The sequence below is a fragment of the Rhizobium freirei PRF 81 genome, from assembly GCF_000359745.1.
GTDB classification, from domain to species: domain Bacteria; phylum Pseudomonadota; class Alphaproteobacteria; order Rhizobiales; family Rhizobiaceae; genus Rhizobium; species Rhizobium freirei.
In genome coordinates, this window is the sequence record NZ_AQHN01000054.1 from 164,549 (window position 1) to 186,794 (window position 22,246).

Genomic DNA, 22,246 nt, shown 5'->3' on the forward strand with positions numbered 1-22,246 from the left:
ATGTCGCGCTCAATGGCACAGGAGACAAGTTACAGTTTTTTCATGGTCCTGGCTGACTGATGCCAAGACGTCCAGGCTTCGCTTGGACACCGCGGGAGGACATCGGATTCTAACCCAAGCGTGATCGCCCTGCCACTTGCCAAAAGTCCACACATCGTAGATTTGAAAGCGGCCAAACGGTCGGTTGTTTGCGCTTCGTTAATCTTCGTGCTTTAGCGGGCCACACCCCGGCCTTTGGATAGGGTCGCATGCAAGGAATGAATAATGCCCGTAAAGAAAAATTCTGCCTCCGATGTTTTCCAACGCAAGATTTCGGATTTCTGTGATCTGAGGCTCGCGCCGCTGTTGCAACCCCGCAGCTTCGAAAACCTCAAGGGCTTCATGATCGGGCTCGTCGTCTTCCAGTCGCGCCCCCCGCTGAGGGCTGGGCGTGTGGACTTTCAGGAAATCGCGACGCTCTGCGGCATGGATGCTGAAATGAGCCCGGAGGTCAAACGGGCGGCCCAACCCGGTTTTGACGCGATTCTTCGCTGGCTCGGAGTGACTAAGGGCAAAACGGCCAACATCTCCCCTGCCGCCTCCAAAAGCCCTCTGCGCGTCGTCGGCAAGACCGGCATGGTTAGGCAGGTGGAGCGCCGCCGGGCGCTCGCCTCGTAAGAGCCACCCTTTCCGCCTCTGCATCGCTCCTGCCCTCTCTCGACAGATCACGAAAAGCCGCTCAAATAATACCGGTAGCGAACAGGATGAAATTTCTTCCGTGCTTGCGCCTGGGAAGAAAATTTTGCTGTGGCGACTGATATTTTTGAGTTGGTCAGGAGCGAATTCACCGCGGCCCGCCGAGGGAGTACCCCTTTAGAACAGCTCAAGACGGCAAATGAAAACCTTCAAATCGGGCTCCTTTCTACCCGATGAATGGTCATTGGCCGCCGTCAAAGGCTGATTCGGCGTCTGTATCTTTCCGGCGCTTACCTCGTGCGGTCAGGAGGCGCTTCCTTCATCAGCCACAGGCAATGATGGCTTCTGCGCGGGCGGACGTCGCCGAGGCATGTCGCCTAAAATGCCGCCCGGACGCACAAGCAGGATAACGCAGAGCATGACGCCGATCGCGACGATCTGCAGGGAAGCGGCGCGAGCCTGTTGTTCGGGCGAAAAGAGCACGCTTGTCAGCGCACCGGAACCGGCCCATATCGCCCAGACCAATAGGCTGCCGACGATGGCACCCTTGTTGCTGCCCGAGCCGCCGACGATCAGCATCACCCAGATCTGGAAGGTCAGGATCGGAACATAGTTGTCGGGTGCAATGAAGCCGATGAAATGTGCCTGTATGGCGCCCGCCAGCCCCATGATGGCGCCACCGACGGCGAAAGCCTGGACGCGATAGAAACGGGCACTCTTTCCGAGCGAGACGGCGGCGCGCTCGTCCTCGCGCAGAGCCTTCAAGACGCGGCCCCAAGGACTGCGCGCCAGATGCTCCAGCGCGAAGTAGACGATCAGCAGCACTGCAACCACGACGCCGAGATTGGCGAAGTTGAAGAGCAACGGCGTCTCGGCAAGACTTGCGAAAGGACGCGGAATGAAACCGATGCCGAAGGGGCCGCCAGTCAGCTTCTGCGCGTTCAGAGCGACGAGCTGGACGACGACAGCGACACCAAAGGTAGTGATCGCCAGGTAATCGGATTTCAATCGCAGCGTCGCCATCCCGATGATGGCGGCAGCGAGACCGGCAACCACCATCGCGCCCAGCCAGCCGACGAGGATCGGCAGGTCGAACCCGCCGAACCGCCCGGCCGTATCGGGCGTCGTCAGCAAAGCAGAGGTATAGGCGCCAATGGCGACGAAGCCGGCAAGACCGACATTGAACAGGCCTGTGAGCCCCCATTGCAGGTTCAGGCCGAGCGTGATGAAGGAGAAGATCAGCGCCGTCGTCAGGAAGAAAGCGCCGTAGCCAATAATGTCCATCATCGCTCTCTCACTCCGAAAAGGCCGATCGGCCGGATGAACAGCACCGCCATCAGGATGAGGAAGGAGATGGCGGCACGCCACTCAGCACCGATCAGTTGAACCGCAGCGGCTTCGGCAAGGCCGATGATCAGGCCGCCGAGAACCGCCCCCGGCACGCTGCCGATGCCGCCGAGAATGGCAGCGGCAAACATCGGCAGCAGCATGTCGAAGCCCATCAGCGGGCGGATCTGCACGAGAATGCCGATCATGACGCCTGCAACGCAGGCCAGCCCCCCGCCGATCAGCCAGGTGACGCGCACGACCTTGGCGACATCGATGCCGACGACACGGGCTAGAGCCGGGTTCTGGCTCAGCGCCTGCATTGAGCGGCCTGTCTGCGTCCTCGTCATCAGCATATGCACGCCGAAGACAAGGAGGGCTGTGACGATCAAAAGCGCGATCTGATCAGGCGTGATGCGGATGCCGAAACCGATGGGCATGGCGATCTGGATGGCGCGGCTGAAATAAGCGGGGCGCGAGGTGAAGAGGAATTCGAGCAGACTGCGCAGCGCCATGGAGGCGCCGAAGCTCGCCATGACGACGATGATCGACTGGCCTTTGGCTCGCAGCCTGGCAAACAGGACCTTGTCGAGCGCAAGCGCAAGAACGCCGGTAAAGCCCATTGCGGCGATAACGGCGACGACAAGCGGCCAGCCGAAGGAGAGCGGGCCGATCGGCGCGACCTTGCCGAAGATTGCGCCGATGGCGCTGACGACCGCGAGCGTCGCATAGGTGCCCCAAGCCATGAAATCGCCATGGGCAAAGTTCGAAAAGCGCAGGATCGAATAGGTCAGCGTCACGCCGATGGCGCCAAGGCCGATCATGGACCCCGTCAGCAATCCGTCGACGATGAATTGCAGGTTCATGCCGCACCTCCCTTTACTGAAGCCGCGGGTCGCTGGCCAAGATAGAGCTCGGCAACGACAGGGTCATTCCAAAGCTCCGATGCAACGCCTTCATGCCTGTCCTTGCCTTCGACGAGCACATAGGCGCGGTCGCCGATCGCAAGTGCTGCCTTGGCATTCTGCTCGACAAGCAGAATGGTGACGCCCGATTTGCGGATGTCGGTCAGCATGTCGAAAACCATCGAGACGAATTTCGGCGAGAGACCCGCCGAGGGTTCATCGAGAACGAGGAGCTTGGGGTGAACGATGAGAGCCCGAGCAACGGCCAGCATCTGCCGCTGGCCTCCCGAAAGATTGCCGGCCGCAATGCGACGATGACGGGCAAGATCCGGAAAGGTCGCATACATTTCCTCGATGCGACCGGGAACCTCCTTCGGCTTCAGAATGCCACCTGCAACCTTCAGATTGTCTTCGACGGACATCAGCGGAAAGACGTTTTCCGTCTGCGGCACGAAGGCGAGGCCGAGCCGCACCATATTGTGCGCCGGCGCGTGCGTAATATCCCGCCCGGCCAATTGCACCATGCCGCTTTCGACCGGAACGAGACCGGCAATCGCCTTGATGAAGCTCGATTTTCCGGCGCCGTTCGGACCGAGCACGACGACAATTTCCTTTTCTGCCACGGCAATCGAAGCGCCGCGGACAATCGGCACGCCCGGCTCATAGCCTGCAACGAGATCGCGAACGACGAGAACGAGTTCGCTCATGCCGCGCCTCCCAGATAGGCTTCGATGACGCGCGGATCGCGGGCGACCTCCTCCGGCGTGCCCTCGCAGAGAAGCTGACCGCTCGCCATGACGAGCACGCGGTGACACAGGCGCGTCACCATATCGATATTGTGCTCGATGAGCAGAAAGGTGACGCCGCGCTGATTGATATCGCGGATACGGTCGATGATCGTCTCGAGAAGCGTGGCGTTGACGCCCGCGGCGGGCTCATCGAGCAGGATAAGGGCCGGGTCGGCCATCATGACACGGGCAAGCTCGAGCAGCTTGCGCTGGCCGCCCGACAGGACGCGTGCCGGCTCATGCGCCAGGCGCGTCAGGTGAACGAGATCGAGCAGTTCCATCGCCTTTGCATGCGCGACCCTCTCCTGCTCGGCCACTTTCCACGGGCGCAGGAAATTCGACAGCAGGCGTTCGCCAGCCTGACCCTGGGCTGCCAGCATCACATTGTCGAGAAGCGTCAGATTGGGAAAGGGGCGTGGAATCTGGAACGTGCGTCCAAGACCGCGACCAATCCGGCGATAGGCACCCTCGCCTGCGACGGCAACACCGTTCAGGATGATCTCGCCGCTGCTCGGCGCGACACTGCCGGCCAGAAGATCGAACATCGTCGTCTTGCCGGCGCCGTTGGGGCCGATCAAGCCGAGAATCTCGCCCTGGCGCACATCGAAGGACACGTCGTTGACGGCCATCAGGCCGCCGAAACGCCGCACCACGTTTCTTGCCGTCAGAACGGGCCGGGCTTCCTCCCCATGCCGTTCAGTTGTCGTACTCATGAGATCCCTCTGGCCGGAAAGCGATCGTTGCCGCTTCACTGATTATTTGATTTGTGATCACACTTGCATTGATCACGCTAATCAGCTTTAATCTTCTTCGCAAGCCGAAAAAAGGGATTTCGAATGCAAAAGGCCACCGCCGAGAAGAGCGATCCGATTGCCGCACAGCTTGCGCCCGTGGGTCGCGAAACGGTTCAGGACCGGGTCTATTTAGAGCTGCGCCGCGCCTTGATCGGCGGCCTGTTCGAGCCGAGCCAGGTGCTGACGATCCGTGGCCTGGCCGATGCGCTGATGACCAGCACCATGCCGGTGCGCGAGGCGCTGGGCCGGCTGATTACCGAAAAGGCGCTGGAGGCCCTCCCCAACCGATCCGTTCGCGTGCCGCCGATTACGCTGGAGCGCATGGACGACCTTTTGCGTGCCCGCACCCTCATCGAGGGCGAGGCGATCGCGCTTGCAGCCACCCGCATGACGTCGCGCCAGATCGCCACCATCGAGGCCATGCTTGGCGAATGGGACGAGATGCGCGCACTGAAGCACAAGAAGGACGTCGACCGCGAAGTCACGCTCAACCAGGCCTTTCATTTCGAGATCTACCGGGCCTGCGGCTCGGCCGTGCTGATCCCGATGATCGAAAGCCTGTGGCTGCAGTCCGGCCCCTGTATCCGCGTCGCTATCTACGCTTTCTCGGATGCCGGCGAGGTCGACACGGCCCATTATCACCGCACGATCGTCAAGGCGATCGCCGCGCAGGATGCCAAGGAAGCCCGCGATGCGCTGGTCGCAGACATCAGTCGGCCGTTCGCCTTCCTGCGCAGCAAACTGGAAGCAGAAGCCAAGGAGGGTATGTCCGTATGAGCCAACTCGCCGTCAAGATCTCCGAACCACGCTCCGGCCTCAGCGTCCTTGCGCCGCTGCTGGACGCAAAGGCGCCGGACAATGCCGCCTTTCTCTGGAGCTACCTCAGCGAACCGCACGTGGTCGGCGGCATCCATGCCATGTGGACCGGCCCGGAAATCTCCTGCCCGATCCCGCCAGCGCATCTTAGAGACACTTCCTATGCGAGCGCCCTCCCTGCGGAGAACGCAACGCTGACACCCCAGCCCGGCGATATCGTACTGAGCTATGTGCCGCCGCGCATGTGGGGCGGCAATCCCGATGCGATTTTCGATATCGGTCTGTTCTATGGACAGGGCGCCCGCCTGCTGTTCCCGATCGGCTGGCTTGCCGGCAGTGTCGTCGCGCAGGTACGCCCGGAGGAGCGCGAGCACTTCGCGGCGGCTTGCGGCGTTATCCGCCGCAACGGCGCCTGCGACGTCACCTTCGAACGCGCGGAGATCTGAGATGACAGCCGCAGCCGATGACAGTTTCGAGCTGTTCGATCTCAGGGTCGAGGCCGTCATTCCCGAGGGCGGGCCGATCTATTGCGGCGCAAAGCCTGGTGACTATTTCGAACTCAAGGGTGAAATGCTGTCCCTGCCACCAGGCCAAGGCTTTTCGATTTACTCCATTTCAGCCGTCCTGCCGCTGCTCGCGGCGAAGCAGCGGCCGACCCACAAGAACGATTGGATGACATCGGACGCGGAGATCGCCTGCCCCGACCCGAACTGCGCAAGCAGGCTGCGGATCGTCAGGACGGGCAAGCGGCGGTTCAGCCATGCCCAAACGACGGCCGTGCCGTTGCCTGAAGGAGAATGAACCGCATGACCGCCAAGACCTTTGAGCTCAGCCCCGGATACCATATCTCCCGCGTCATCCGCGGCGGCTGGCAGCTTGCCGGAGGGCACGGCGCCATCGATCGCACCCAGGCCGTGACCGACCTGATCGCCGCTTTCGACGTCGGTATCCGTACCTATGACTGCGCCGATATCTACACCGGCGTCGAGGAGCTGATCGGCGAAGCGCGCGAGCGGCTTCGCAACGAACGCGGAGCCGAAGCGGCTGGGGCCATGAAAGTCCACACCAAGCTGGTTCCGGATCTGGAAAAGCTCGCCTCGATCAATCGCGACTACATTCGCGGCATCGTCGACAAGTCTCTGCGCAAGCTGAAGACCGAACAACTCGACCTGGTGCAGTTTCACTGGTGGGACTATTCGCTGTCGGGCTATCTCGACGCGCTCGGCTGGCTTGACGAGATGCGCCGGGAAGGCAAGGTTCGGAATGTCGGCACGACGAATTTCGATACGCCGCATATCGCCGAGATCCTCACCGCCGGCATCCCCCTGGTCAGCCAGCAACTGCAATATTCGGTTCTCGACCAGCGGCCAACGCATGGGCTTGCGCAGCTGGCAGCCAAGAACGATGTGAAATTCCTCTGCTACGGCTCGGTGGCCGGCGGCTTCCTGAGCGACAAATGGCTGGGGCAGCCGGAGCCGGACATGCCGCTCGAGAACCGCTCGCTCGTCAAATACAAGCTGATCATCGATGATTTCGGCGGCTGGGAGCTGTTCCAATCGCTGCTTGGCACGCTAAAGGCCATCGGCAATAGGTATGGTGTCGATATCGCCACCATTGCCAGCACTTGGGTGCTGGAGCAGCCGCAGGTCGCCGCCGTCATCGTCGGCGCCCGCAACAAGGCACATGCGCTCGCCAATGCCAAGATCATGGATATCGTACTCTCGGATGAAGACCGTCGGCAGATCTCCGGCATCATCGCCCAAGGCCCGGGCCTTGAAGGCGACGTCTATACGCTGGAGCGCGATCGCACCGGCAGGCATGGTTCGATCATGCATTACAACCTCAATGCGGGGAAAGTATGAGCCAGGAACCGTCTCTCTTTCAAAAGGTCAGCGCCGAGGTCTTCGATTTCCATCGCTTCTTCGAGGGATGGTACAATGCCGCAACAGCAGACAGCATCGATTTCGGCCGCTGCGAGCGCGCATTCGGTCGGGCTTTTCACATGATCCCGCCGACCGGGCGCGTCTTCGACCGCGCGGAGACCATCGAGCTAATCCGGGCAAACCGAGCGACTTTTCAGGGCAATTTCACTATCGAGATTTCGGATATCCGCGCGGGCTATGAAACCGCTGATACGATCGTCCTGACCTATATCGAGGCTCAGTCGCGCGCCGGCAAATACAGCCGGCGTCAGGCAAGCGCGCTTTTCACCGCAAGTTCATCGGCACCCAACGGCGTCGAATGGCAGCATCTGCATGAAACCTGGCTGCAGATGCCGGAGACCTGACAGGTTCGCAAAACCAGAAATGAAAATCGTTGACCGAACAAGGGGAACAAAGATGAAGAAGACGATATTTCAAATCACGACGGCTCTGGCCCTTCTCGCCGCAGCCGGCGCCGCCAATGCCGCCGACTGCAAAGTGACGGTCGGCCTCGTGATGGAACTGACCGGCCCCGCCGGCGAATATGGCCAGGCGGGCGCAAAATCCGTCGAGATGGCTTTCCGTGATATCAACGCCGCCGGCGGCGTTCACGGCTGCGATCTGGCAACAGATACCCGTGACAGCCAGAGCCAGGGCAATGTCGCCGTCGACGCCGCCACTCAGCTCGTGCAGGTCAAGAAAGTGCCGGCCATCATCGGCGGTATTATTTCCTCGGTGACCATCCCGATCCTGACCTCGGTCACCGCGCCGGCCAAGATCGTGCAGGTATCGCCCGCCGCCTCCTCGCCGACGCTGACCTCTCTCGGGCGCGACGGCAAGACCAACGGCATCTTCTTCCGCACCATCACGTCGGATTCGCTGCAGGGCATCGCGGCCGCCAAATATGCGATCGACAAGGGTTTCAAGAAGCTGGCGATCATCCACGTCAACAACGATTTCGGCGTCAACATGGTCGCCGAATTCTCAAAGGCCTATAAGGCGCTCGGCGGCACGATCGTGTCGACCACGCCATATAACGAGAAGCAGTCGAGCTACGCTTCGGAAGTCACCGCCGGCATGGCCGGCAGCCCGGACGGCCTCTATCTTGTCAGCACGCCGGTCGACGGTGCGACCATCGCCCGCACCTGGATCTCGCAGGGCGGTCCGCAGAAATTCCTGCTCAATGACGGCATGAACAGCCCTGACTTCATCGACTCAGTCGGAGCGGATTACCTCAAGGATGCCTACGGCACTTCGTCCGGCACGACGCCGACGCCGTCGACCGACTACTTCAACAAGAACTATAAGACGTTCTCCGGCATCGAGCCTTCCAATCCGGCCGCAGACCGCGCCTATGATGCCGGCGCGATCGTCGGTCTTGCTCTGGCCATTACCGGCAACGACACCTCCAAGCTGAAGGAGGCGATCTTTAAGGTCGTCGACCCGAAGGGCACGCCGATCTATGCTGGCAAGGAAGAGTTCGCCAAGGCGCTCGGCCTGATCAAGGAAGGTAAGCCGATCCGCTATGAAGGCGTCATCGGGCCGGTTTCCTTCGATCAGTACGGCGACATCACCGGTCCCTTCCGCCTTTGGAAGATCGCCGACGGCAAGGTCACGACCGATGGCGAGCTGAAGATGGAAGACGTCTCGGCTCTCAAGGACAAGATCAAGTAAGCAGTCATTCCACCTTCGAAACTGCGAGGCGCACCGATCGGAGCGCCTCGCGTGAAAACATCCCGGCGCAATCCCTGCAGCGGCTGACCTGTCGTGACAGCCATCTGGCATAGTTATTGAGAGATCGTCCGCTAATGCCCGGCCAAGCTGCCCGCCCCATCAATCCGACCTTGTGGACGCTGACGGCCGGACGCGCGCCTGAGCTTTCTCGCGACCTGCCTTCCCGCTGCGACGTTGTCGTGATCGGCGGCGGCTTCACCGGCTTGACCGCCGCGCTTCATCTCGCCCGCGCCGGCCGTTCGGTCACGATCCTTGAGGCCGGGCAATTGGGCGCCGGTGCGAGCGGCATGAATGCCGGCTTCGTGGTTCCGAATTTCGCCAAGGCCGACCCCGCGACCGTCCGCCGGAAGCTCTCGCGCGATAAGGCCGATGCCCTGCTGTCACTCGTCGGCTCGGGCGCCGACGAGGTCTTTGCGACCATTGCAGAGGCGAATATTTCCTGCGACGCCGCGCAAACCGGCTGGCTGCAGCCGGCCTATGGCGAAGATATGGCTCAGATCCTGCGCCAACGGGCAAAGGATTGGGCGGAACTCGGCCGCCCTGTCGAATTTCTCGACGCCGGCGCCATCCGAGGCGAAACAGGGATGGGTATCTATTCCGGAGCATTGCTCGACCATTCCGGCGGCACCATCCACCCTTTGAACTACCTCTACGGGCTTGCGCGTGCGGTAACGCAGCGCGGCGGCGTAATCCGCGAGAACAGTAGAGTTGACAGCGTTAAGCGAGATGGCGGCGGCTGGTGCGTCGGCCTTACGGGTCATGAAATCGAGGCTGATACCGTCCTTCTCGCCACCAACGCCTTTACCGACGGAATAGCCGCGCGCATGGGCAAAACCGGCGTGCCGCTCAGGGTCTATCAGGTGGCGACGAAGCCGATCGATGCCGAAACCGTTGCACGCATAGCACCGCATCGGCGTCCCGTCGGCGATACGCGCTCCAACCTTTTCACCTACCGGCTCGATCGCGATGACAGGCTGATCAGTGGCGGCATGGCGATCAACCCGATCGGCGCCTTCGAGCGTGTCGGCCGCGCCGTCGTCGACCGGCTCGCATCGGAGCTGCGCCTGCCGCGCCATCCGGGTATCGAGATCGTCTGGACTGGGACGGCAATCATGACGCCGGACTTCCTGCCGCGCCTCTATCGGTTCGGCGAAGGTTTCTTCGGAGGCATCGGCTGCAACGGTCGCGGCATAGCTATGACGGCCCAGCTCGGTCGGACCCTTGCGCGACTGGCGCTCGGCGAGCCGTTAGAGTCCCTGCCGATCCCGCTTCAATCGAGCCGACCGCTGCCGTTTCACAGGTTCATGCCCCTCGTCGCGTCGCTCGCGCTGGCGCATGCGCGCTTTGAAGACTGGCGCACCGGACGCCGGTAGCAGGCAAGCGGAGCCAATCATCAATCATGTCGGCAGCAATTGCCCATTAAGTCTATAGATAAAGAAATTAAGAAGCGGCCGCATCCGCAAAAACGAAATGCCTTTTCTCGCGGCTGGGCTTTGAATGCTGCATCGTGGCGCCGAATGAAATCGGAGTCCGCCCATGAACGCGCAATTGCATCACATCAACACCAAACAGCCTGAGGCGGCCTTGCTTGAGAGCGAGCAACACGCGCTCGCCGTCGCGCAGGAGCTCGCCGCACGCTTTGCTGTGACCGCCTCGGAGCGAGACAGCGAAAGGCTGCTTCCATTTGACGAGATGGATGCGCTGTCGCGATCCGGTCTGCTCGCGATTACCGTTCCGGAGGAATATGGCGGGCTGGATGTCTCGAATGCAACGCTGGCGGAGATCACGGCGATCCTGGCACAGGCCGATGGCTCGATCGGGCAGATCCCGCAGAACCATTTCTATATCCTCGAAGCTCTGCGCATCGACGGTTCTGAAGACCAGAAACGCTACTTCTTCGGCCGCGCATTGGCGGGCGACCGGTTCGGCAATGCTCTATCCGAGCGCGGTACGAAGACGGTCGGTCACTATAACACCCGCATCAACAGCGATGGTCCCGGCTATCGCATCAACGGTCGCAAGTTCTATTCGACGGGCGTTCTCTTTGCCGATTGGGTCACCGTCTTCGCGCTGGATGAAGCCGACAAGCTGGTCATGGCTTTCGTTCCGCAGGGTACGGAAGGCGTCGAAATCATCGACGATTGGGATGGCTTCGGGCAGCGCACCACCGGCAGCGGCACCACGGTTCTCAACAATGTCTATGTGAATGCCGATCACGTCGTCCCCCACCACAAGGGTTTCGAGCGGGCGACGACGATCGGTTCTGTCGGTCAGATCATCCACGCCGGCATCGATCTCGGCATTGCCAGAGCTGCCTTTGCCGAAACGCTGGATTTCGTGAAAACCAGGGCGCGTCCCTGGACGGATAGCGGTGTCGAGCGCGCTAGCGACGATCCACTGACGATCGCCAAGGTCGGCCAGATCGCTATCCGGCTGGAAGCGGCAACCGCGACCATCGAGCGTGCCGGACGCAAGGTCGATGCAGCCCAGGTCGAAACGACGGAGAAGAGAGTGGTCGAGGCGACCCTTGCCGTTGCGGCAGCCAAGGTGCTGACGACGGAGATCGCCATCGAAGCGACGAACACGCTGTTCGAACTTGCCGGAACTGCCTCGGTTAAACTCGACCTTAATCTCGACCGACACTGGCGCAATGCCCGCACGCACACATTGCACGACCCGGTCCGCTGGAAATATCACGTCGTCGGCAACTACCACTTAAACGACGTCATCCCGCCGAAGAACGGCGCGCTCTGACGGAGACCTAAATGGTGCCTCGTTGGCCGATGGGAATGAATAGCCGCCCGCATAAGAAAGCGGCTTGAAAGCATCTGGGCGCTCTCAAACCGCTATCTTTGCATATCTGGCGTCAGTGGGCTTCCACAGGGACGAGCGGAACCTCCGCACCCTTGGCGTCATAAAGCCTGCCATTCAGGAAGTAGTCGCCATCATGGAGAACGGCGATGTCCTGATACCGGATCAGGCGCTCCGTTCCGGCGACAAACACCGACTGCTGATCCGAGTTGCCGGCCGTCAGGTGGTTGAACAGCAGGTTCAGCGTGATTGCCATCAAGGCTGCAGAGCTGATGCCGGAATGGAAGATGGTGATGACCCAAGACGGAAAGTGCTCGTAGAAGGCCGGCGACGCGATCGGGATCATCCCGAAGCCAATCGAGGTTGCCACGATGATGAGATTCATGTTGTTCTCATAATCGACCTTGGCGAGCGTCCTGATCCCGCTTGCGGCAACCGTTCCGAACAGGACGAGGCCGGCGCCGCCGAGAACGGAGCTTGGAACTGCAGCCACGACACGACCCACGACCGGCAGCAATCCCAAGGCAACAAGAAAGAGCCCTCCGGTTGCGACGACAAAACGGCTCTTGATGCCGGTCACCGCGACAAGACCCACGTTCTGCGCAAAGGCGCTCTGCGTGAAGGAGCCGAAGACGGGAGCCAGGATACTGGACAACATGTCGGCGCGCAGACCATCGCCGAGGCGGCGCGCATCGACCTTGGTTCCAACGATCTCGCCGACGGCAAGGATATCTGCTGAGGTCTCGACCAGGATCACCATGATGACGATGAACATCGAGATGATCGCAGCTGCGTCAAATATCGGATAACCGAAGTGGAAAATCTGCGGCAGAGCGACGAAAGGCCCGTTCGCCACGCGCGAGAAATCGGTCATGCCAAGCGCGTAGGCGATCCCCGTTCCAATGACGATGGCAAGCAGGATCGAGAGCCGCGATATCGCCGCACTCCCGACTTTGCTGAGCAGCAGGACGATCGCGAGCGTCACGGCGGCTAGCAGAATATTGGCCTGACTGCCGAATTCCGGTGCACTCCTGTTGCCGCCCATGGCCCAGCCCGCCGCAACCGGCATGAGCGTCAGGCCGATGGTCGTGATGACGATGCCCGTGACGAGCGGCGGAAAGAAGCGAGTGATGCGCGAAAAGACCGGCGTGATGGCAAGCCCGATGAATGAGGCTGCGATGACGGCGCCAAGGACAACCTGGATGCCGCCATGTCCGGTGACGGCAATCATCGTCGCCACGCCGGAAAAGGATACGCCCTGCACGAGAGGGAGGCGGCTGCCGAAGAAAGGGATTCCGATCGTCTGCAGGATGGTTGCCAGACCGCCGGCAAACAGGGACGCCGTCACGAGCAGAGCGATGTCGGTCGGCGCAAGGCCCGATGCCTGGCCGATGATCAGGGGGACGGCTACGATGCCGCCATACATTGTGAGAACATGCTGAAGGCCGTAGGCCAGGTTTGCGCCAAGACTGAGCTTTTCATCTTCAGGGGATAAGTGCGCGGTATTTTCCTCTGCGGTTACTGCCAAGGTAATCTCCTCCATACCTTTGCGTTTCTCATTTCCTCCAAATGAGAAACGCAGACTACGGCGTCCGACCTCGGATGACTTTATAGAAAAATGCGAAACACCTTATGAAAGACACCGTTCCGCATACCGATACCCGATTGTGATATCAGCGGGTGTCAACGGCGCCGGAGGCCTAGCTGTAGAGGCTGACCTCCGGAATCCTGTCGTTGAGAATGAACTCTCCGACTTCCTTAGCCTTATAGAAAACAGGATCGTGCAAGGTATGGGTTCGGACATTGCGCCAGAAACGATCCAAGCGGTATTTTTCGGCGGTCGAACGCGCGCCGGTGAGTTCGAAAACGCGTGAGGTGATATCCAGCGAAACATGCGTAGCATTGACTTTGGCGGCATAGGCCTCCGCTGCCGCCTCGCCGCGCTCACGCGCGGTCGCCTTGTGCCCTTTCGCAAGCGCAGCCTGAACCGTCGCCGCGGCGCTATCGGCCAAAGCGGCGGATGCCTTAAGCGCTGCGGTAAATTCGCCGACCCGCTCGAGGATATAGGGATCGTCGGCCGCGCGCTCGACGCCTGAGGTTATCCAAGGTCTCGTGGTCGTTCGCACGTAATCGACCGCTTCGCGCAATGCTCCTTCGGCCGTGCCGAGATAGAAATTCACGAAGACCAGCTGAATGAGAGGTGTGTTGAACGTCGCCAGAACGGGCGCCTCACCGCCAATCGATGCCGCCTTGTCGAGATCATCCTCATAGACAGGGAAATCGTGGAATTCGACGCTGCCACTGTCGGAAAGACGCTGGCCGAAATTGTCCCAGTCGTCATTCGCCTTGTAACCGGGCCGGTTGGTCGGAACGGCAAAACCGACGATCTTGTCATCGAGCGCGGCATTGGCGTTGATGTAGTCCGAGACATGGGCGGCCGTCGAGAAGGACTTGCGGCCGTTCAGAACATAGCCGTTGCCGCGGCGCGTGAGGACTAGGCCTGGATCACGCGGATTGACGGCAGCGCCCCAATAGAGGCTATTGGCAACGCTCTTGCTGCCGAGCTCCTGTGCGCGCGCCTCATCAAAGGCCCAATAGACATATTGGCTGTTGACATAGTGATAGCCGAGAAGCTGGCCGATGGAGCTTTCGCCGCGCGCCAGAATGCGCACCAGCCGCAGGCCATCGACCCAATCGAGACCGCCGCCACCGATCTGCTGTGCATGCAGAGCGTTCAACAAGCCCGCATTCTTCAGCTTGACGATTTCGCCGAAGGGCGGCTGCCCCTCACGATCAAGCTCCGCAGCGCGCGTCGAGAGGTCTGCGGCAATCTCTTCAGCTCTCGCAAAAAGGTCTTCCCGTGTGGTGTTTCGATTGGTCGCGAAGACGACGTTGGACTGGCTCATGATATGAACTCCGGTTCTTTGGCGTGACCCGGCAGACGCTCCCGCGCCCGCCGATGGATCGTGATCGGCAGCCTAGAAAAGCTTTTGCGGTATCCAGCTCGCAGTCACTGCATCGCTCGTGCTGAAGGCCGGGACCTTCTGCGCCAGCTCCTCGATGGTCCTGACGCCGGCGGCGCGAAGCCCGTCCTGGGTCAAAAGCGTCGGCTTGACCGTGATCTTGTGCGGGACATCCTGGCCGGCGACCTGCAAGGCTGCGGCACGAATGGAGACGGCGCCGACAACTGAAGGATTGGTCGCGACCGTCGCCACCCAGGGGCTGCCCGGCTCGGTGATTTCCTGAATGTCGGCGGTCGATACGTCGGCCGAATAGATCTTCAGCTTGTTCACGATGCCGAGATCCGTGGCTGCAAGCTTCACGCCGCGGGCGAATTCGTCATAGGGGGCGAAGATGACACCGATGTCGGGATTGGCCGTCAGCGCCGCCTTGGCCTGATCGGCCGTCGAGGTTGCCGTCGTATCGCTGACATTGCCGAAACGCGCCTTTTCGACGATGCCGGCATTCTGCTTCTTGAACGTTTCCCAGACTTCGTTGCGCCGATCGAGCGGAGCGAAACCAGCAACATAGACATAGCCCGCCTTGAAGCTGTCGCCATTGTCCTTGACGGCCTGTTTCAGGGCAAGCTCGGCAAGCTCATGATCGCTCTGTTCGACCTGCGGGATCTTCGGATTGTTGAGATTGACGTCGAAAGCGACGACCTTGATACCCTTGTCGAGCGCCTGCTGGACAACATCGCCCAGCGATTCCGGCAGGCCGTGGTCTATGACGATGGCAGAGACGCCGAGATTGATCGCCTGCAGGATCTGTTCACGCTGCGCGGCTGCGTCCTGACGACCGGGAAAGACACGCAGGTCGATATCAAGCGCCTTGGCCTGGGCTTCGGCGCCTGCCTGATAGGCCTGAAAGAAGTCGCCGGCTGAAATGTAACTGACCAGAGCAACCTTCACGCCACCCTTGTCAAAGGGTGCGGGAGCACCGTTCACTCCACCGGCCATTGCTGTGTGGGTCAATAGAAAGGGAATGGCGGCGGCTGACAGGGCAAGCCGTAGAAGGGACTTCATCGTAGCGAACCTCGCAATCAATCTGGAGCGCCGTCTGACGGAACATCCCGCGACGCATGCAATTATTAAATATAAACTCTATGTTTTTAGTAGATTAAATCATCTGATTTTGGCGAGCTTCGGAGATTCTTTGTTCGTCGGGCGAAGCCTTGGCGGCAAGTGCTTACCTCGAAAACAAGCAGCGTACAGAGGCTAGTGTGCGCTGATAGCGGGGCAACTACCTAGTCCACTGCGGTAATCATCTGGAAACACCGATCTGTACGCATGACCAACGGCTCATGGAAATTCCCCACTCCGATGCGGTTTTGGAAAATTGTTTCTCTTTAAACATTAAAATCTATCTATTTTATAGTCTATTGGCTTTATGGATTGCTGGAGAGGATGCTTCATGACCAACGGAAACACGACCGGCCTTGGACGCCGGGATATTTTAAAGCTCACCGCCGCCGGCGCAGCATTGGCGACCGCAGGGCTTATCTCGAACAGGGCGGCCGCGGCTGACGATGCCCTGTCCCTAAAAGGCAAGCGCATCGCCATCAGCGCGACGGGGACGGATCATTATTTCGATCTGCAGGCTTACAATGCCCAGATCGACGAAGTGAAGCGACTGGGCGGCACGCCGATCGCGGTCGATGCAGGCCGCAATGACGGCAAGCTCGTATCGCAACTGCAGACGCTGATCGCACAGAAGCCGGACGCCATCGTCCAGATCCTCGGCACGCTGAGCGTCATCGATCCCTGGCTGAAGAAGGCCCGTGATGCGGGCATTCCCGTCCTGACCGTCGATGTCGGCTCCACCAATTCGATCAACAATACCACGTCGGACAATTGGGGCATCGGCAAGGATCTGGCACTGCAGCTGGTGTCCGATATCGGCGGCGAGGGCAATATCGTCGTCTTCAACGGCTTCTACGGCGTGACACCCTGCGCGATCCGCTACGATCAGCTCGTCAACGTCGTCAAATACTTCCCGAAGGTGAAGATCATCCAGCCGGAACTTCGGGATGTCATTCCCAACACGGTGCAGGACGCCTTCACCCAGATCACCGCGATCCTCAACAAATATCCCGAAAAGGGTTCGATCAAGGCGATCTGGTCGGCCTGGGATATTCCTCAGCTCGGCGCCACGCAGGCTCTCGCCGCCGCCGGCCGCACTGAAATCCGCACCTACGGTGTCGACGGAAGTCCGGAAGTGCTGCAGCTGGTTGCCGATCCGAATTCGCCGGCAGGCGCCGATGCGGCCCAGCAGCCGGCCGAAATCGGCCGCACCGCAATCCGCAATGTCGCCAGGCTGTTGGCGGGTCAGACGCTGCCGCGCGAGACTTACGTGCCCGCCCTCCTCGCCAACAAAAGCAACGTTGCCGACATCGTCAAAAAGCTCGGCATTGGCTGAAAAGTGAACCGGCGATGCGGCCTCCCCGCATCGCCACACACGACACGAGGGCCTTTTCCAATGACAGCAACCGAGCCAGCGCTTGCGGCTGACAGCCCGGCGCACATTGTTCGCTTCGACGGCATCGTGAAGCGTTTCGGCGGAGCGCAGGCATTGGCCGGTGCGTCACTTAACGTACGACGCGGCACCGTGCATGGGCTTGTCGGGCAGAATGGCGCCGGCAAATCGACGTTGATCAAGCTTCTCGCAGGCCTGCATAGGCCGGATGAAGGCCGTATCAAAATCGAGGGACGGCAATATGATCGGCTGACACCGCATCTGTGCGAAGAAATCGGTATTCACTTCATTCACCAGGACCGGTTACTGGTCCCCACCTTCACCGTGGGCGAGACACTGTTTCTCGGAAGAGAGTTGCGTCTCGCCGGCACGCCGTTCCTCGATCGCAATGCGATGCAACACCGGGCTGAAGAGATCCTCGCCAATTATTTCAGGGTGGATTTGCCGCGGAATGCTTTAATCAGCGAGCTTTCGACAGCCGAGCAGCAGATCGTTCAGATCACCCGCGCTCTGCTGCACCAGCCAAAACTTCTGGTCTTCGACGAGCCGACCGCGGCGCTGGTCCGGCAGGAAGCGGATACTCTATTCCGCCTGATCCGCCGCCTGCGCAGCGAAGGCGTGACCATCATCTATATCTCGCATTATCTCAACGAGATCGAGGCGCTGTGCGATGACGTGACGGTGCTGCGCAATGGCGTCGATGTCGCCTCTTTGCCGATTGGCGAGACTTCGGCTCAGGGAATTGCAACGCTGATGGTCGAGCGCGATATCGGCGAGATGTTCCCGAAGCGGCAAGTGGAATTCGGCCCCGAGATCCTAAAGGTCCGCAACCTTTCCGCAGCCGATCGGTTCCACGATATCAGCTTCACGCTGCACCGAGGCGAGATTCTCGGCATCACAGGGCTGCTCGGCTCCGGAGCAAAGGATCTCGTGCGCACCCTTTTCGGGCTACAGACATCGACGGGTGGCGAGATCGAAGTCGAGATGAAGGGCTTCAAACCGCGCAATCCGACGGAGGCCGTCGATCATCAGCTGGCATTGGTTCCGGAGGATCGTCGCGGCCACGGTATTGGTCTCGATCTGAGCGTACGGGAAAACATCACGCTATCGAGCCTTTCCCGCTACGCGCGTTTCGGCCTTCTCAATCGCAAGCGCGAGGGCCGCGATACCGACGAGCTGATCAAGCGTCTGCAGATCAAGACGGCAGGCCGAGAAGCTTTGGTTCGCACGCTGTCGGGCGGCAACCAGCAGAAGGTGGCGATCGCCAAATGGCTGAGCCGCAAGTCGGAAATCTATCTGCTCGACGAGCCGACCGTCGGTGTCGATATCGGCTCCAAGGTCGAGATCTATTCGCTTATCGGTGAGCTTGCCGCCCGAGGCGCCGGCGTGGTCGTGCTGTCATCGGACCTGCCCGAACTCGCGGGCATAACCGACAGGATCCTCGTGCTCTTTCGCGGCCGTCTGACGCGCGAACTCGTTTCCTCACAAACCACAACGGATGAAGTGCTGTCGGCATCGACCGGCGCCGTGGAAGGATTGCGCCATGTCGGCTGAAGTCCAATTTGCCTCCCTCCCCCAGGCCAGGGGCAGGCGCACGCTACCTTCAAGCGGCAAGCTCGCTGCCGCAACCCTGCGCTTCGGCTCGTTGCTCGCCTTTCTATCGATCCTCGCGATCTTCTCGCTAACGGCGCCTTACTTCCTGACCGTCGGCAATATCGGCAATGTGCTCGGCCAATCGGCCATCTCTGGCGTCCTTGCCATCGGCCTGACGATCGTGCTGATCGCCGGAGGCTCCAATGTGGTCACAGGCGGCATCGACCTGTCGCTTGCTGCCAATATGGGCCTGAGCGCAGCAGTCTACGCAACGCTGATCCAGCTGGGTTTCAATGACCTGACGGCAGGCGCCGGTGCGCTTGCCACAGGACTGGCGATCGGCGTCGTCAACGCATTGGCCGTCGTTCTTGCGGGTATCGTGCCATTGCTGGCAACGCTTGCCGTGATGAACGTCGTGGCGGGGCTGGAGCTAGTTCTGACCCAGAATACGGTTCTTCCCGCCACGACCGATTTCCTGACCACGCTTTCCGCGTCTGACGGCTTGGGCATCCCGATCCTTGCCTACGTGTTGATCGGTTTCACGATCATCGCCGCGGCCATTGTGCAATATACCCCACTCGGCTTGCGGCTCTACGCTGTCGGCGAGTTTCCCGAAGCGGCGCGGGCCGCGGGCCTGCCATTGAAGAAACTGATTGCGGGCGCTTTCGTCGCCAGCGGGCTTTGCGGCGGCATCGCCGGCATCCTGTCGGTATCCTATCTCAGCGGCAGCACGACCGGCTCCGGCGAAATGCTGCTTCCCGTGGTCGTAACCGCCCTGCTCGGCTCGGTCTTCTCGCGCCGCCTGGTGCCGACGATTGGCGGAACGCTGATCTCGACCCTGTTTATCGGCTTCCTCATCAACGGATTTCAGCTTCTGAACCTGCCCAGCACGCTGGTGAGCGGTGTTCAGGGCCTGCTCATCCTGGTCGTGGTCTCGGCGACCACCTTGCTGCGCAAACGGGAGATCTGATCGTGTCCACCACCGTTGCTTCAGGGCGACCTCTCGCCGGCCTTGCCCGCTATGGCCTCATCATCGCGCTTGTCGCCGTCTTTTCGCTGTTCTCTACAGTCGCGCCGACGTTCCTCAGCGCCGGTAACCTGCAGAGCATTCTCGTCAACAACTTCACGCTGCTTGCCATCGCCTCGATCGCCATGACCTTTGCCGTTGCGGCCGGCGGCATCGATCTCTCAGTTGGCACCGCGGTCGACTTTGCAAGCTTCGCCTTCGTCTCGGCCATTTTGGCCGGCTTGCCCTTACCGTTTGCGGCTCTGGCCGGACTCGGCGCGGGGGCGTTGGTCGGGGCCTTCAACGCGGTTTTGATTTCGGGCATCGGCGTATCGCCGTTCCTGGCAACGCTCGGGACGCTGTTCATCGGCCGCAGCATCCAGCAGCTGCTGACAGGTGGCGGCAATCCGGTCTATCTGCCGCCCTCCGGCGTTCCGGAGGCATTTCGGTTCATCGGACACGGGACAATCGGCAATGTTCCAGTACCGCTCCTGATTGCAGTCGTCATCATCGCTGCCACCGCGTTGCTCTTTGCGCGTATGCGCTTCGGGCGCGTGGTTCTGGCAATCGGCATCCAGCCACGGACGGTGCACTATTCGGGAATCGCGCTTCGGGCGCATGTTGCCGCTACATTCATTCTCGCCGCCATCATAGCCGCCTTTGCCGGGCTCATCCTGACCGCGACGGTGACGGTCTACATCCCCTCGTCCGGCAACGGTTTCATGCTGAACGCTATCGGCGCCACCTTCATCGGCACGACCTTTTCGCCACTCGGTCGGCCTAACGTCGCCGGTACGGTGCTCGGCGTCCTGCTTTTGAGCATCGTCGCCAATGGCCTGCTGCTGACGGGCCTGAACTTCTACTGGCAGCAGGTCGGCACCGGATTGCTGATCTCCGCCGTGCTCGCCTTCAGCTTCGTCAACAAGAAAGCCATCGGCGCCTAAGCGCCGGCTCGTCGAAATCATGCAGGAATAGCAAGATGACCCGCAAAATCAGGCTCAATGCCTTCGACATGAACTGCGTCGGACACCAGTCACCAGGCCTTTGGCGCCATCCGCGCGACAGATCCTGGACCTACAAGGATCTCGATTATTGGGTCCATCTTGCAAAGACGCTGGAGCGCGGCAAGTTCGACGGGCTCTTTATCGCCGATGTGCTCGGGGTCTATGACGTGCTGAACGGCAATGTCGACGCGGCGCTGCGCCACTCCGCGCAAGTACCGGTCAACGACCCGCTGCAGCTCATTCCAACGATGGCCTATGAGACCGAGCATCTCGGTTTCGGTCTGACCGCGTCGCTCTCTTTCGAGCATCCCTACACCTTTGCGCGGCGCATCTCGACGCTCGACCATTTGACCAAGGGCCGCGTCGGCTGGAATGTCGTCACCTCCTATTTGAACAGCGGCGCCCTGAACATCGGTCAGGCCACCCAGACAAAGCATGACGACCGCTACGGCTTGGCCGAAGAATATCTCGAAGTCTGCTACAAGCTCTGGGAAGGCAGCTGGGAAGACGATGCCGTCATCCGCGATCGCGAAAAGGGTATTTTCACGCGGCCGGAGAAGGTTCACCCGATCCGCCATTCCGGCAAGCATTTCACCGTCCCCGGAATTCATTTGAGCGAGCCGTCGCCTCAGCGCACGCCGGTGCTCTATCAAGCCGGCTCCTCAAGCCGCGGCAAGGATTTCGCCGGCGCGCATGCCGAATGCATCTTCGTGGCGGCGCCCTCCAAGGCGGTGCTGAAGCGCTATGTCGCCAATGTTCGCGAGGCTGCCGAACGCGCCGGCCGCAATCCGCGCGAAATCCTTTCGTTCAACCTGCAGACCGTGATCCTCGGCGAGACCGATGCCGAAGCACAGCGCAAGTTCAACGAATACCGCCAATACGTCTCTCTCGAAGGTGCGCAGGCGCTGATCTCGGGCTGGACTGGCATCGACTTCGGCCAATTCTCTCCTGACGAAGTCCTACGCCACCGCTATACCAACGCGGTTCAATCTGCCGTCGAGACTTTCACCACAATCGACCCGGACAAGCAATGGACCGTGCGCGAGATGGCCGACTGGGTCGGTATCGGCGGCTTCGGCCCGGTCTTTGTCGGATCGCCGCAGACCGTGGCCGATCTGATGCAGGAATGGATCGAGGATACCGATGTCGACGGCTTCAACCTCGCCTATGCCGTGACGCCCGAAAGCTTCGAAGACGCAGTCGACCTTCTGGTGCCTGAACTGCAGAGGCGCGGCGCCTACAAGAGCGACTATAAAGCGGGAACGCTACGCGAAAAACTCGGCGCTAGCGGCCCACGGCTGGCCCCGCCGCACCCGGCAGCGGGCTATCGCAATCTTCGTGATGTCGTTGCACGGGCTTCTTAAGCTCGGATCCCCGACCGGCTTCGGCAGCTTTCA

21 protein-coding genes are annotated in these 22,246 nt (G+C 60.7%); 14 read left to right on the forward strand and 7 right to left on the reverse strand.

The window, feature by feature from the left end; all coding sequences use genetic code 11:
- Window positions 1-264 precede the first annotated feature (264 nt).
- The gene (locus RHSP_RS09450) at window positions 265-657 is read left to right on the forward strand and encodes a hypothetical protein (protein WP_004115398.1); all 393 of its coding nucleotides are present in this window, start codon (window positions 265-267) and stop codon (window positions 655-657) included.
- 321 nt (window positions 658-978) lie between these two features.
- Here RHSP_RS09450 and RHSP_RS09455 read toward each other — a convergent pair whose 3' ends face one another.
- Genes RHSP_RS09455 through RHSP_RS09470 form a run of 4 tightly spaced genes read right to left on the reverse strand, consistent with a single transcriptional unit; the run spans window position 979 to window position 4,407 of the window.
- The gene (locus RHSP_RS09455; RefSeq protein ID WP_004115400.1) at window positions 979-1,962 is read right to left on the reverse strand and encodes a branched-chain amino acid ABC transporter permease; all 984 of its coding nucleotides are present in this window, start codon (window positions 1,960-1,962) and stop codon (window positions 979-981) included.
- Entirely contained in the window at window positions 1,959-2,867 is a 909-nt protein-coding gene (locus tag RHSP_RS09460) for a branched-chain amino acid ABC transporter permease (protein ID WP_004115403.1), read from the reverse strand. The genes RHSP_RS09455 and RHSP_RS09460 overlap by 4 nt, the downstream gene beginning before the upstream one ends.
- On the reverse strand, window positions 2,864-3,613 hold the full coding sequence (locus RHSP_RS09465; protein WP_004115406.1) for an ABC transporter ATP-binding protein: 750 nt from the start codon (window positions 3,611-3,613) through the stop codon (window positions 2,864-2,866). The genes RHSP_RS09460 and RHSP_RS09465 overlap by 4 nt, the downstream gene beginning before the upstream one ends.
- Complete coding sequence (locus RHSP_RS09470) at window positions 3,610-4,407, reverse strand: ABC transporter ATP-binding protein (protein WP_004115408.1); 798 nt, start codon at window positions 4,405-4,407, stop codon at window positions 3,610-3,612. The genes RHSP_RS09465 and RHSP_RS09470 overlap by 4 nt, the downstream gene beginning before the upstream one ends.
- A gap of 123 nt (window positions 4,408-4,530) precedes the next feature.
- Here RHSP_RS09470 and RHSP_RS09475 point away from each other — a divergent pair, with 123 nt between their 5' ends.
- From RHSP_RS09475 to RHSP_RS09510, 8 genes are all read left to right on the forward strand, one after another.
- Window positions 4,531-5,265: a GntR family transcriptional regulator gene (locus tag RHSP_RS09475; protein ID WP_037150832.1), complete on the forward strand. Its 735-nt coding sequence runs from the start codon at window positions 4,531-4,533 to the stop codon at window positions 5,263-5,265.
- Window positions 5,262-5,750: a DUF3830 family protein gene (locus tag RHSP_RS09480; protein WP_037150834.1), complete on the forward strand. Its 489-nt coding sequence runs from the start codon at window positions 5,262-5,264 to the stop codon at window positions 5,748-5,750. The genes RHSP_RS09475 and RHSP_RS09480 overlap by 4 nt, the downstream gene beginning before the upstream one ends.
- Window position 5,751: 1 nt before the next feature.
- Window positions 5,752-6,105 carry a TIGR04076 family protein gene (locus tag RHSP_RS09485; protein ID WP_004115415.1) on the forward strand — a complete coding sequence of 118 codons (354 nt, stop codon included), beginning with the start codon at window positions 5,752-5,754 and terminating at the stop codon, window positions 6,103-6,105.
- A gap of 5 nt (window positions 6,106-6,110) precedes the next feature.
- Window positions 6,111-7,166, forward strand: coding sequence for an aldo/keto reductase (locus RHSP_RS09490; RefSeq protein WP_004115420.1), 1,056 nt, complete (start codon window positions 6,111-6,113; stop codon window positions 7,164-7,166).
- The gene (locus tag RHSP_RS09495) at window positions 7,163-7,591 is read left to right on the forward strand and encodes a hypothetical protein (protein ID WP_004115421.1); all 429 of its coding nucleotides are present in this window, start codon (window positions 7,163-7,165) and stop codon (window positions 7,589-7,591) included. Before RHSP_RS09490 ends, RHSP_RS09495 begins: the two co-directional genes overlap by 4 nt.
- Before the next feature lie 52 nt (window positions 7,592-7,643).
- Window positions 7,644-8,900: an ABC transporter substrate-binding protein gene (locus RHSP_RS09500; RefSeq protein ID WP_004115424.1), complete on the forward strand. Its 1,257-nt coding sequence runs from the start codon at window positions 7,644-7,646 to the stop codon at window positions 8,898-8,900.
- Window positions 8,901-9,034: 134 nt separating this feature from the next.
- Window positions 9,035-10,333, forward strand: coding sequence for an NAD(P)/FAD-dependent oxidoreductase (locus tag RHSP_RS09505; protein WP_004115427.1), 1,299 nt, complete (start codon window positions 9,035-9,037; stop codon window positions 10,331-10,333).
- A gap of 163 nt (window positions 10,334-10,496) precedes the next feature.
- Window positions 10,497-11,714 (forward strand): SfnB family sulfur acquisition oxidoreductase, encoded by a 1,218-nt coding sequence (locus RHSP_RS09510; RefSeq protein WP_004115429.1) that lies wholly within the window; start codon window positions 10,497-10,499, stop codon window positions 11,712-11,714.
- A gap of 112 nt (window positions 11,715-11,826) precedes the next feature.
- Here RHSP_RS09510 and RHSP_RS09515 read toward each other — a convergent pair whose 3' ends face one another.
- The 3 genes from RHSP_RS09515 to RHSP_RS09525 all read right to left on the reverse strand — a co-directional run bounded on the left by RHSP_RS09515 (window position 11,827) and on the right by RHSP_RS09525 (window position 15,796).
- A complete protein-coding gene (locus RHSP_RS09515; RefSeq protein WP_037150955.1) occupies window positions 11,827-13,299 on the reverse strand; it encodes a nucleobase:cation symporter-2 family protein in 1,473 nt (490 codons plus the stop codon).
- A 172-nt stretch (window positions 13,300-13,471) separates the two neighbouring features.
- Window positions 13,472-14,677, reverse strand: a complete 1,206-nt coding sequence (locus RHSP_RS09520; protein WP_004115433.1) for an acyl-CoA dehydrogenase family protein — start codon at window positions 14,675-14,677, stop codon at window positions 13,472-13,474.
- A gap of 72 nt (window positions 14,678-14,749) precedes the next feature.
- Window positions 14,750-15,796 carry a substrate-binding domain-containing protein gene (locus RHSP_RS09525; protein ID WP_004115435.1) on the reverse strand — a complete coding sequence of 349 codons (1,047 nt, stop codon included), beginning with the start codon at window positions 15,794-15,796 and terminating at the stop codon, window positions 14,750-14,752.
- Window positions 15,797-16,184: 388 nt separating this feature from the next.
- Here RHSP_RS09525 and RHSP_RS09530 point away from each other — a divergent pair, with 388 nt between their 5' ends.
- Genes RHSP_RS09530 through RHSP_RS09550 form a run of 5 tightly spaced genes read left to right on the forward strand, consistent with a single transcriptional unit; the run spans window position 16,185 to window position 22,213 of the window.
- A complete protein-coding gene (locus RHSP_RS09530; RefSeq protein WP_004115438.1) occupies window positions 16,185-17,189 on the forward strand; it encodes a sugar ABC transporter substrate-binding protein in 1,005 nt (334 codons plus the stop codon).
- Window positions 17,190-17,249: 60 nt separating this feature from the next.
- Window positions 17,250-18,800, forward strand: a complete 1,551-nt coding sequence (locus RHSP_RS09535; RefSeq protein ID WP_037150837.1) for a sugar ABC transporter ATP-binding protein — start codon at window positions 17,250-17,252, stop codon at window positions 18,798-18,800.
- Window positions 18,790-19,809: an ABC transporter permease gene (locus tag RHSP_RS09540; protein ID WP_004115443.1), complete on the forward strand. Its 1,020-nt coding sequence runs from the start codon at window positions 18,790-18,792 to the stop codon at window positions 19,807-19,809. The genes RHSP_RS09535 and RHSP_RS09540 overlap by 11 nt, the downstream gene beginning before the upstream one ends.
- Before the next feature lie 2 nt (window positions 19,810-19,811).
- Window positions 19,812-20,789 carry an ABC transporter permease gene (locus RHSP_RS09545; protein ID WP_004115445.1) on the forward strand — a complete coding sequence of 326 codons (978 nt, stop codon included), beginning with the start codon at window positions 19,812-19,814 and terminating at the stop codon, window positions 20,787-20,789.
- 35 nt (window positions 20,790-20,824) lie between these two features.
- Window positions 20,825-22,213 carry an LLM class flavin-dependent oxidoreductase gene (locus tag RHSP_RS09550; protein WP_004115447.1) on the forward strand — a complete coding sequence of 463 codons (1,389 nt, stop codon included), beginning with the start codon at window positions 20,825-20,827 and terminating at the stop codon, window positions 22,211-22,213.
- The last annotated feature ends 33 nt before the right edge of the window (window positions 22,214-22,246 follow it).

Excerpts from the sequence above, each read along its gene's own strand:
- RHSP_RS09450 (WP_004115398.1), top strand. The coding sequence starts at position 265 with ATGCCCGTAAAGAAAAATTCTGCCTCCGATGTTTTCCAACGCAAGATT.
- RHSP_RS09455 (WP_004115400.1), bottom strand. The coding sequence starts at position 1,962 with ATGATGGACATTATTGGCTACGGCGCTTTCTTCCTGACGACGGCGCTG.
- RHSP_RS09460 (WP_004115403.1), bottom strand. The coding sequence starts at position 2,867 with ATGAACCTGCAATTCATCGTCGACGGATTGCTGACGGGGTCCATGATC.
- RHSP_RS09465 (WP_004115406.1), bottom strand. The coding sequence starts at position 3,613 with ATGAGCGAACTCGTTCTCGTCGTTCGCGATCTCGTTGCAGGCTATGAG.
- RHSP_RS09470 (WP_004115408.1), bottom strand. The coding sequence starts at position 4,407 with ATGAGTACGACAACTGAACGGCATGGGGAGGAAGCCCGGCCCGTTCTG.
- RHSP_RS09475 (WP_037150832.1), top strand. The coding sequence starts at position 4,531 with ATGCAAAAGGCCACCGCCGAGAAGAGCGATCCGATTGCCGCACAGCTT.
- RHSP_RS09480 (WP_037150834.1), top strand. The coding sequence starts at position 5,262 with ATGAGCCAACTCGCCGTCAAGATCTCCGAACCACGCTCCGGCCTCAGC.
- RHSP_RS09485 (WP_004115415.1), top strand. The coding sequence starts at position 5,752 with ATGACAGCCGCAGCCGATGACAGTTTCGAGCTGTTCGATCTCAGGGTC.
- RHSP_RS09490 (WP_004115420.1), top strand. The coding sequence starts at position 6,111 with ATGACCGCCAAGACCTTTGAGCTCAGCCCCGGATACCATATCTCCCGC.
- RHSP_RS09495 (WP_004115421.1), top strand. The coding sequence starts at position 7,163 with ATGAGCCAGGAACCGTCTCTCTTTCAAAAGGTCAGCGCCGAGGTCTTC.
- RHSP_RS09500 (WP_004115424.1), top strand. The coding sequence starts at position 7,644 with ATGAAGAAGACGATATTTCAAATCACGACGGCTCTGGCCCTTCTCGCC.
- RHSP_RS09505 (WP_004115427.1), top strand. The coding sequence starts at position 9,035 with ATGCCCGGCCAAGCTGCCCGCCCCATCAATCCGACCTTGTGGACGCTG.
- RHSP_RS09510 (WP_004115429.1), top strand. The coding sequence starts at position 10,497 with ATGAACGCGCAATTGCATCACATCAACACCAAACAGCCTGAGGCGGCC.
- RHSP_RS09520 (WP_004115433.1), bottom strand. The coding sequence starts at position 14,677 with ATGAGCCAGTCCAACGTCGTCTTCGCGACCAATCGAAACACCACACGG.
- RHSP_RS09525 (WP_004115435.1), bottom strand. The coding sequence starts at position 15,796 with ATGAAGTCCCTTCTACGGCTTGCCCTGTCAGCCGCCGCCATTCCCTTT.
- RHSP_RS09530 (WP_004115438.1), top strand. The coding sequence starts at position 16,185 with ATGACCAACGGAAACACGACCGGCCTTGGACGCCGGGATATTTTAAAG.
- RHSP_RS09535 (WP_037150837.1), top strand. The coding sequence starts at position 17,250 with ATGACAGCAACCGAGCCAGCGCTTGCGGCTGACAGCCCGGCGCACATT.
- RHSP_RS09540 (WP_004115443.1), top strand. The coding sequence starts at position 18,790 with ATGTCGGCTGAAGTCCAATTTGCCTCCCTCCCCCAGGCCAGGGGCAGG.
- RHSP_RS09550 (WP_004115447.1), top strand. The coding sequence starts at position 20,825 with ATGACCCGCAAAATCAGGCTCAATGCCTTCGACATGAACTGCGTCGGA.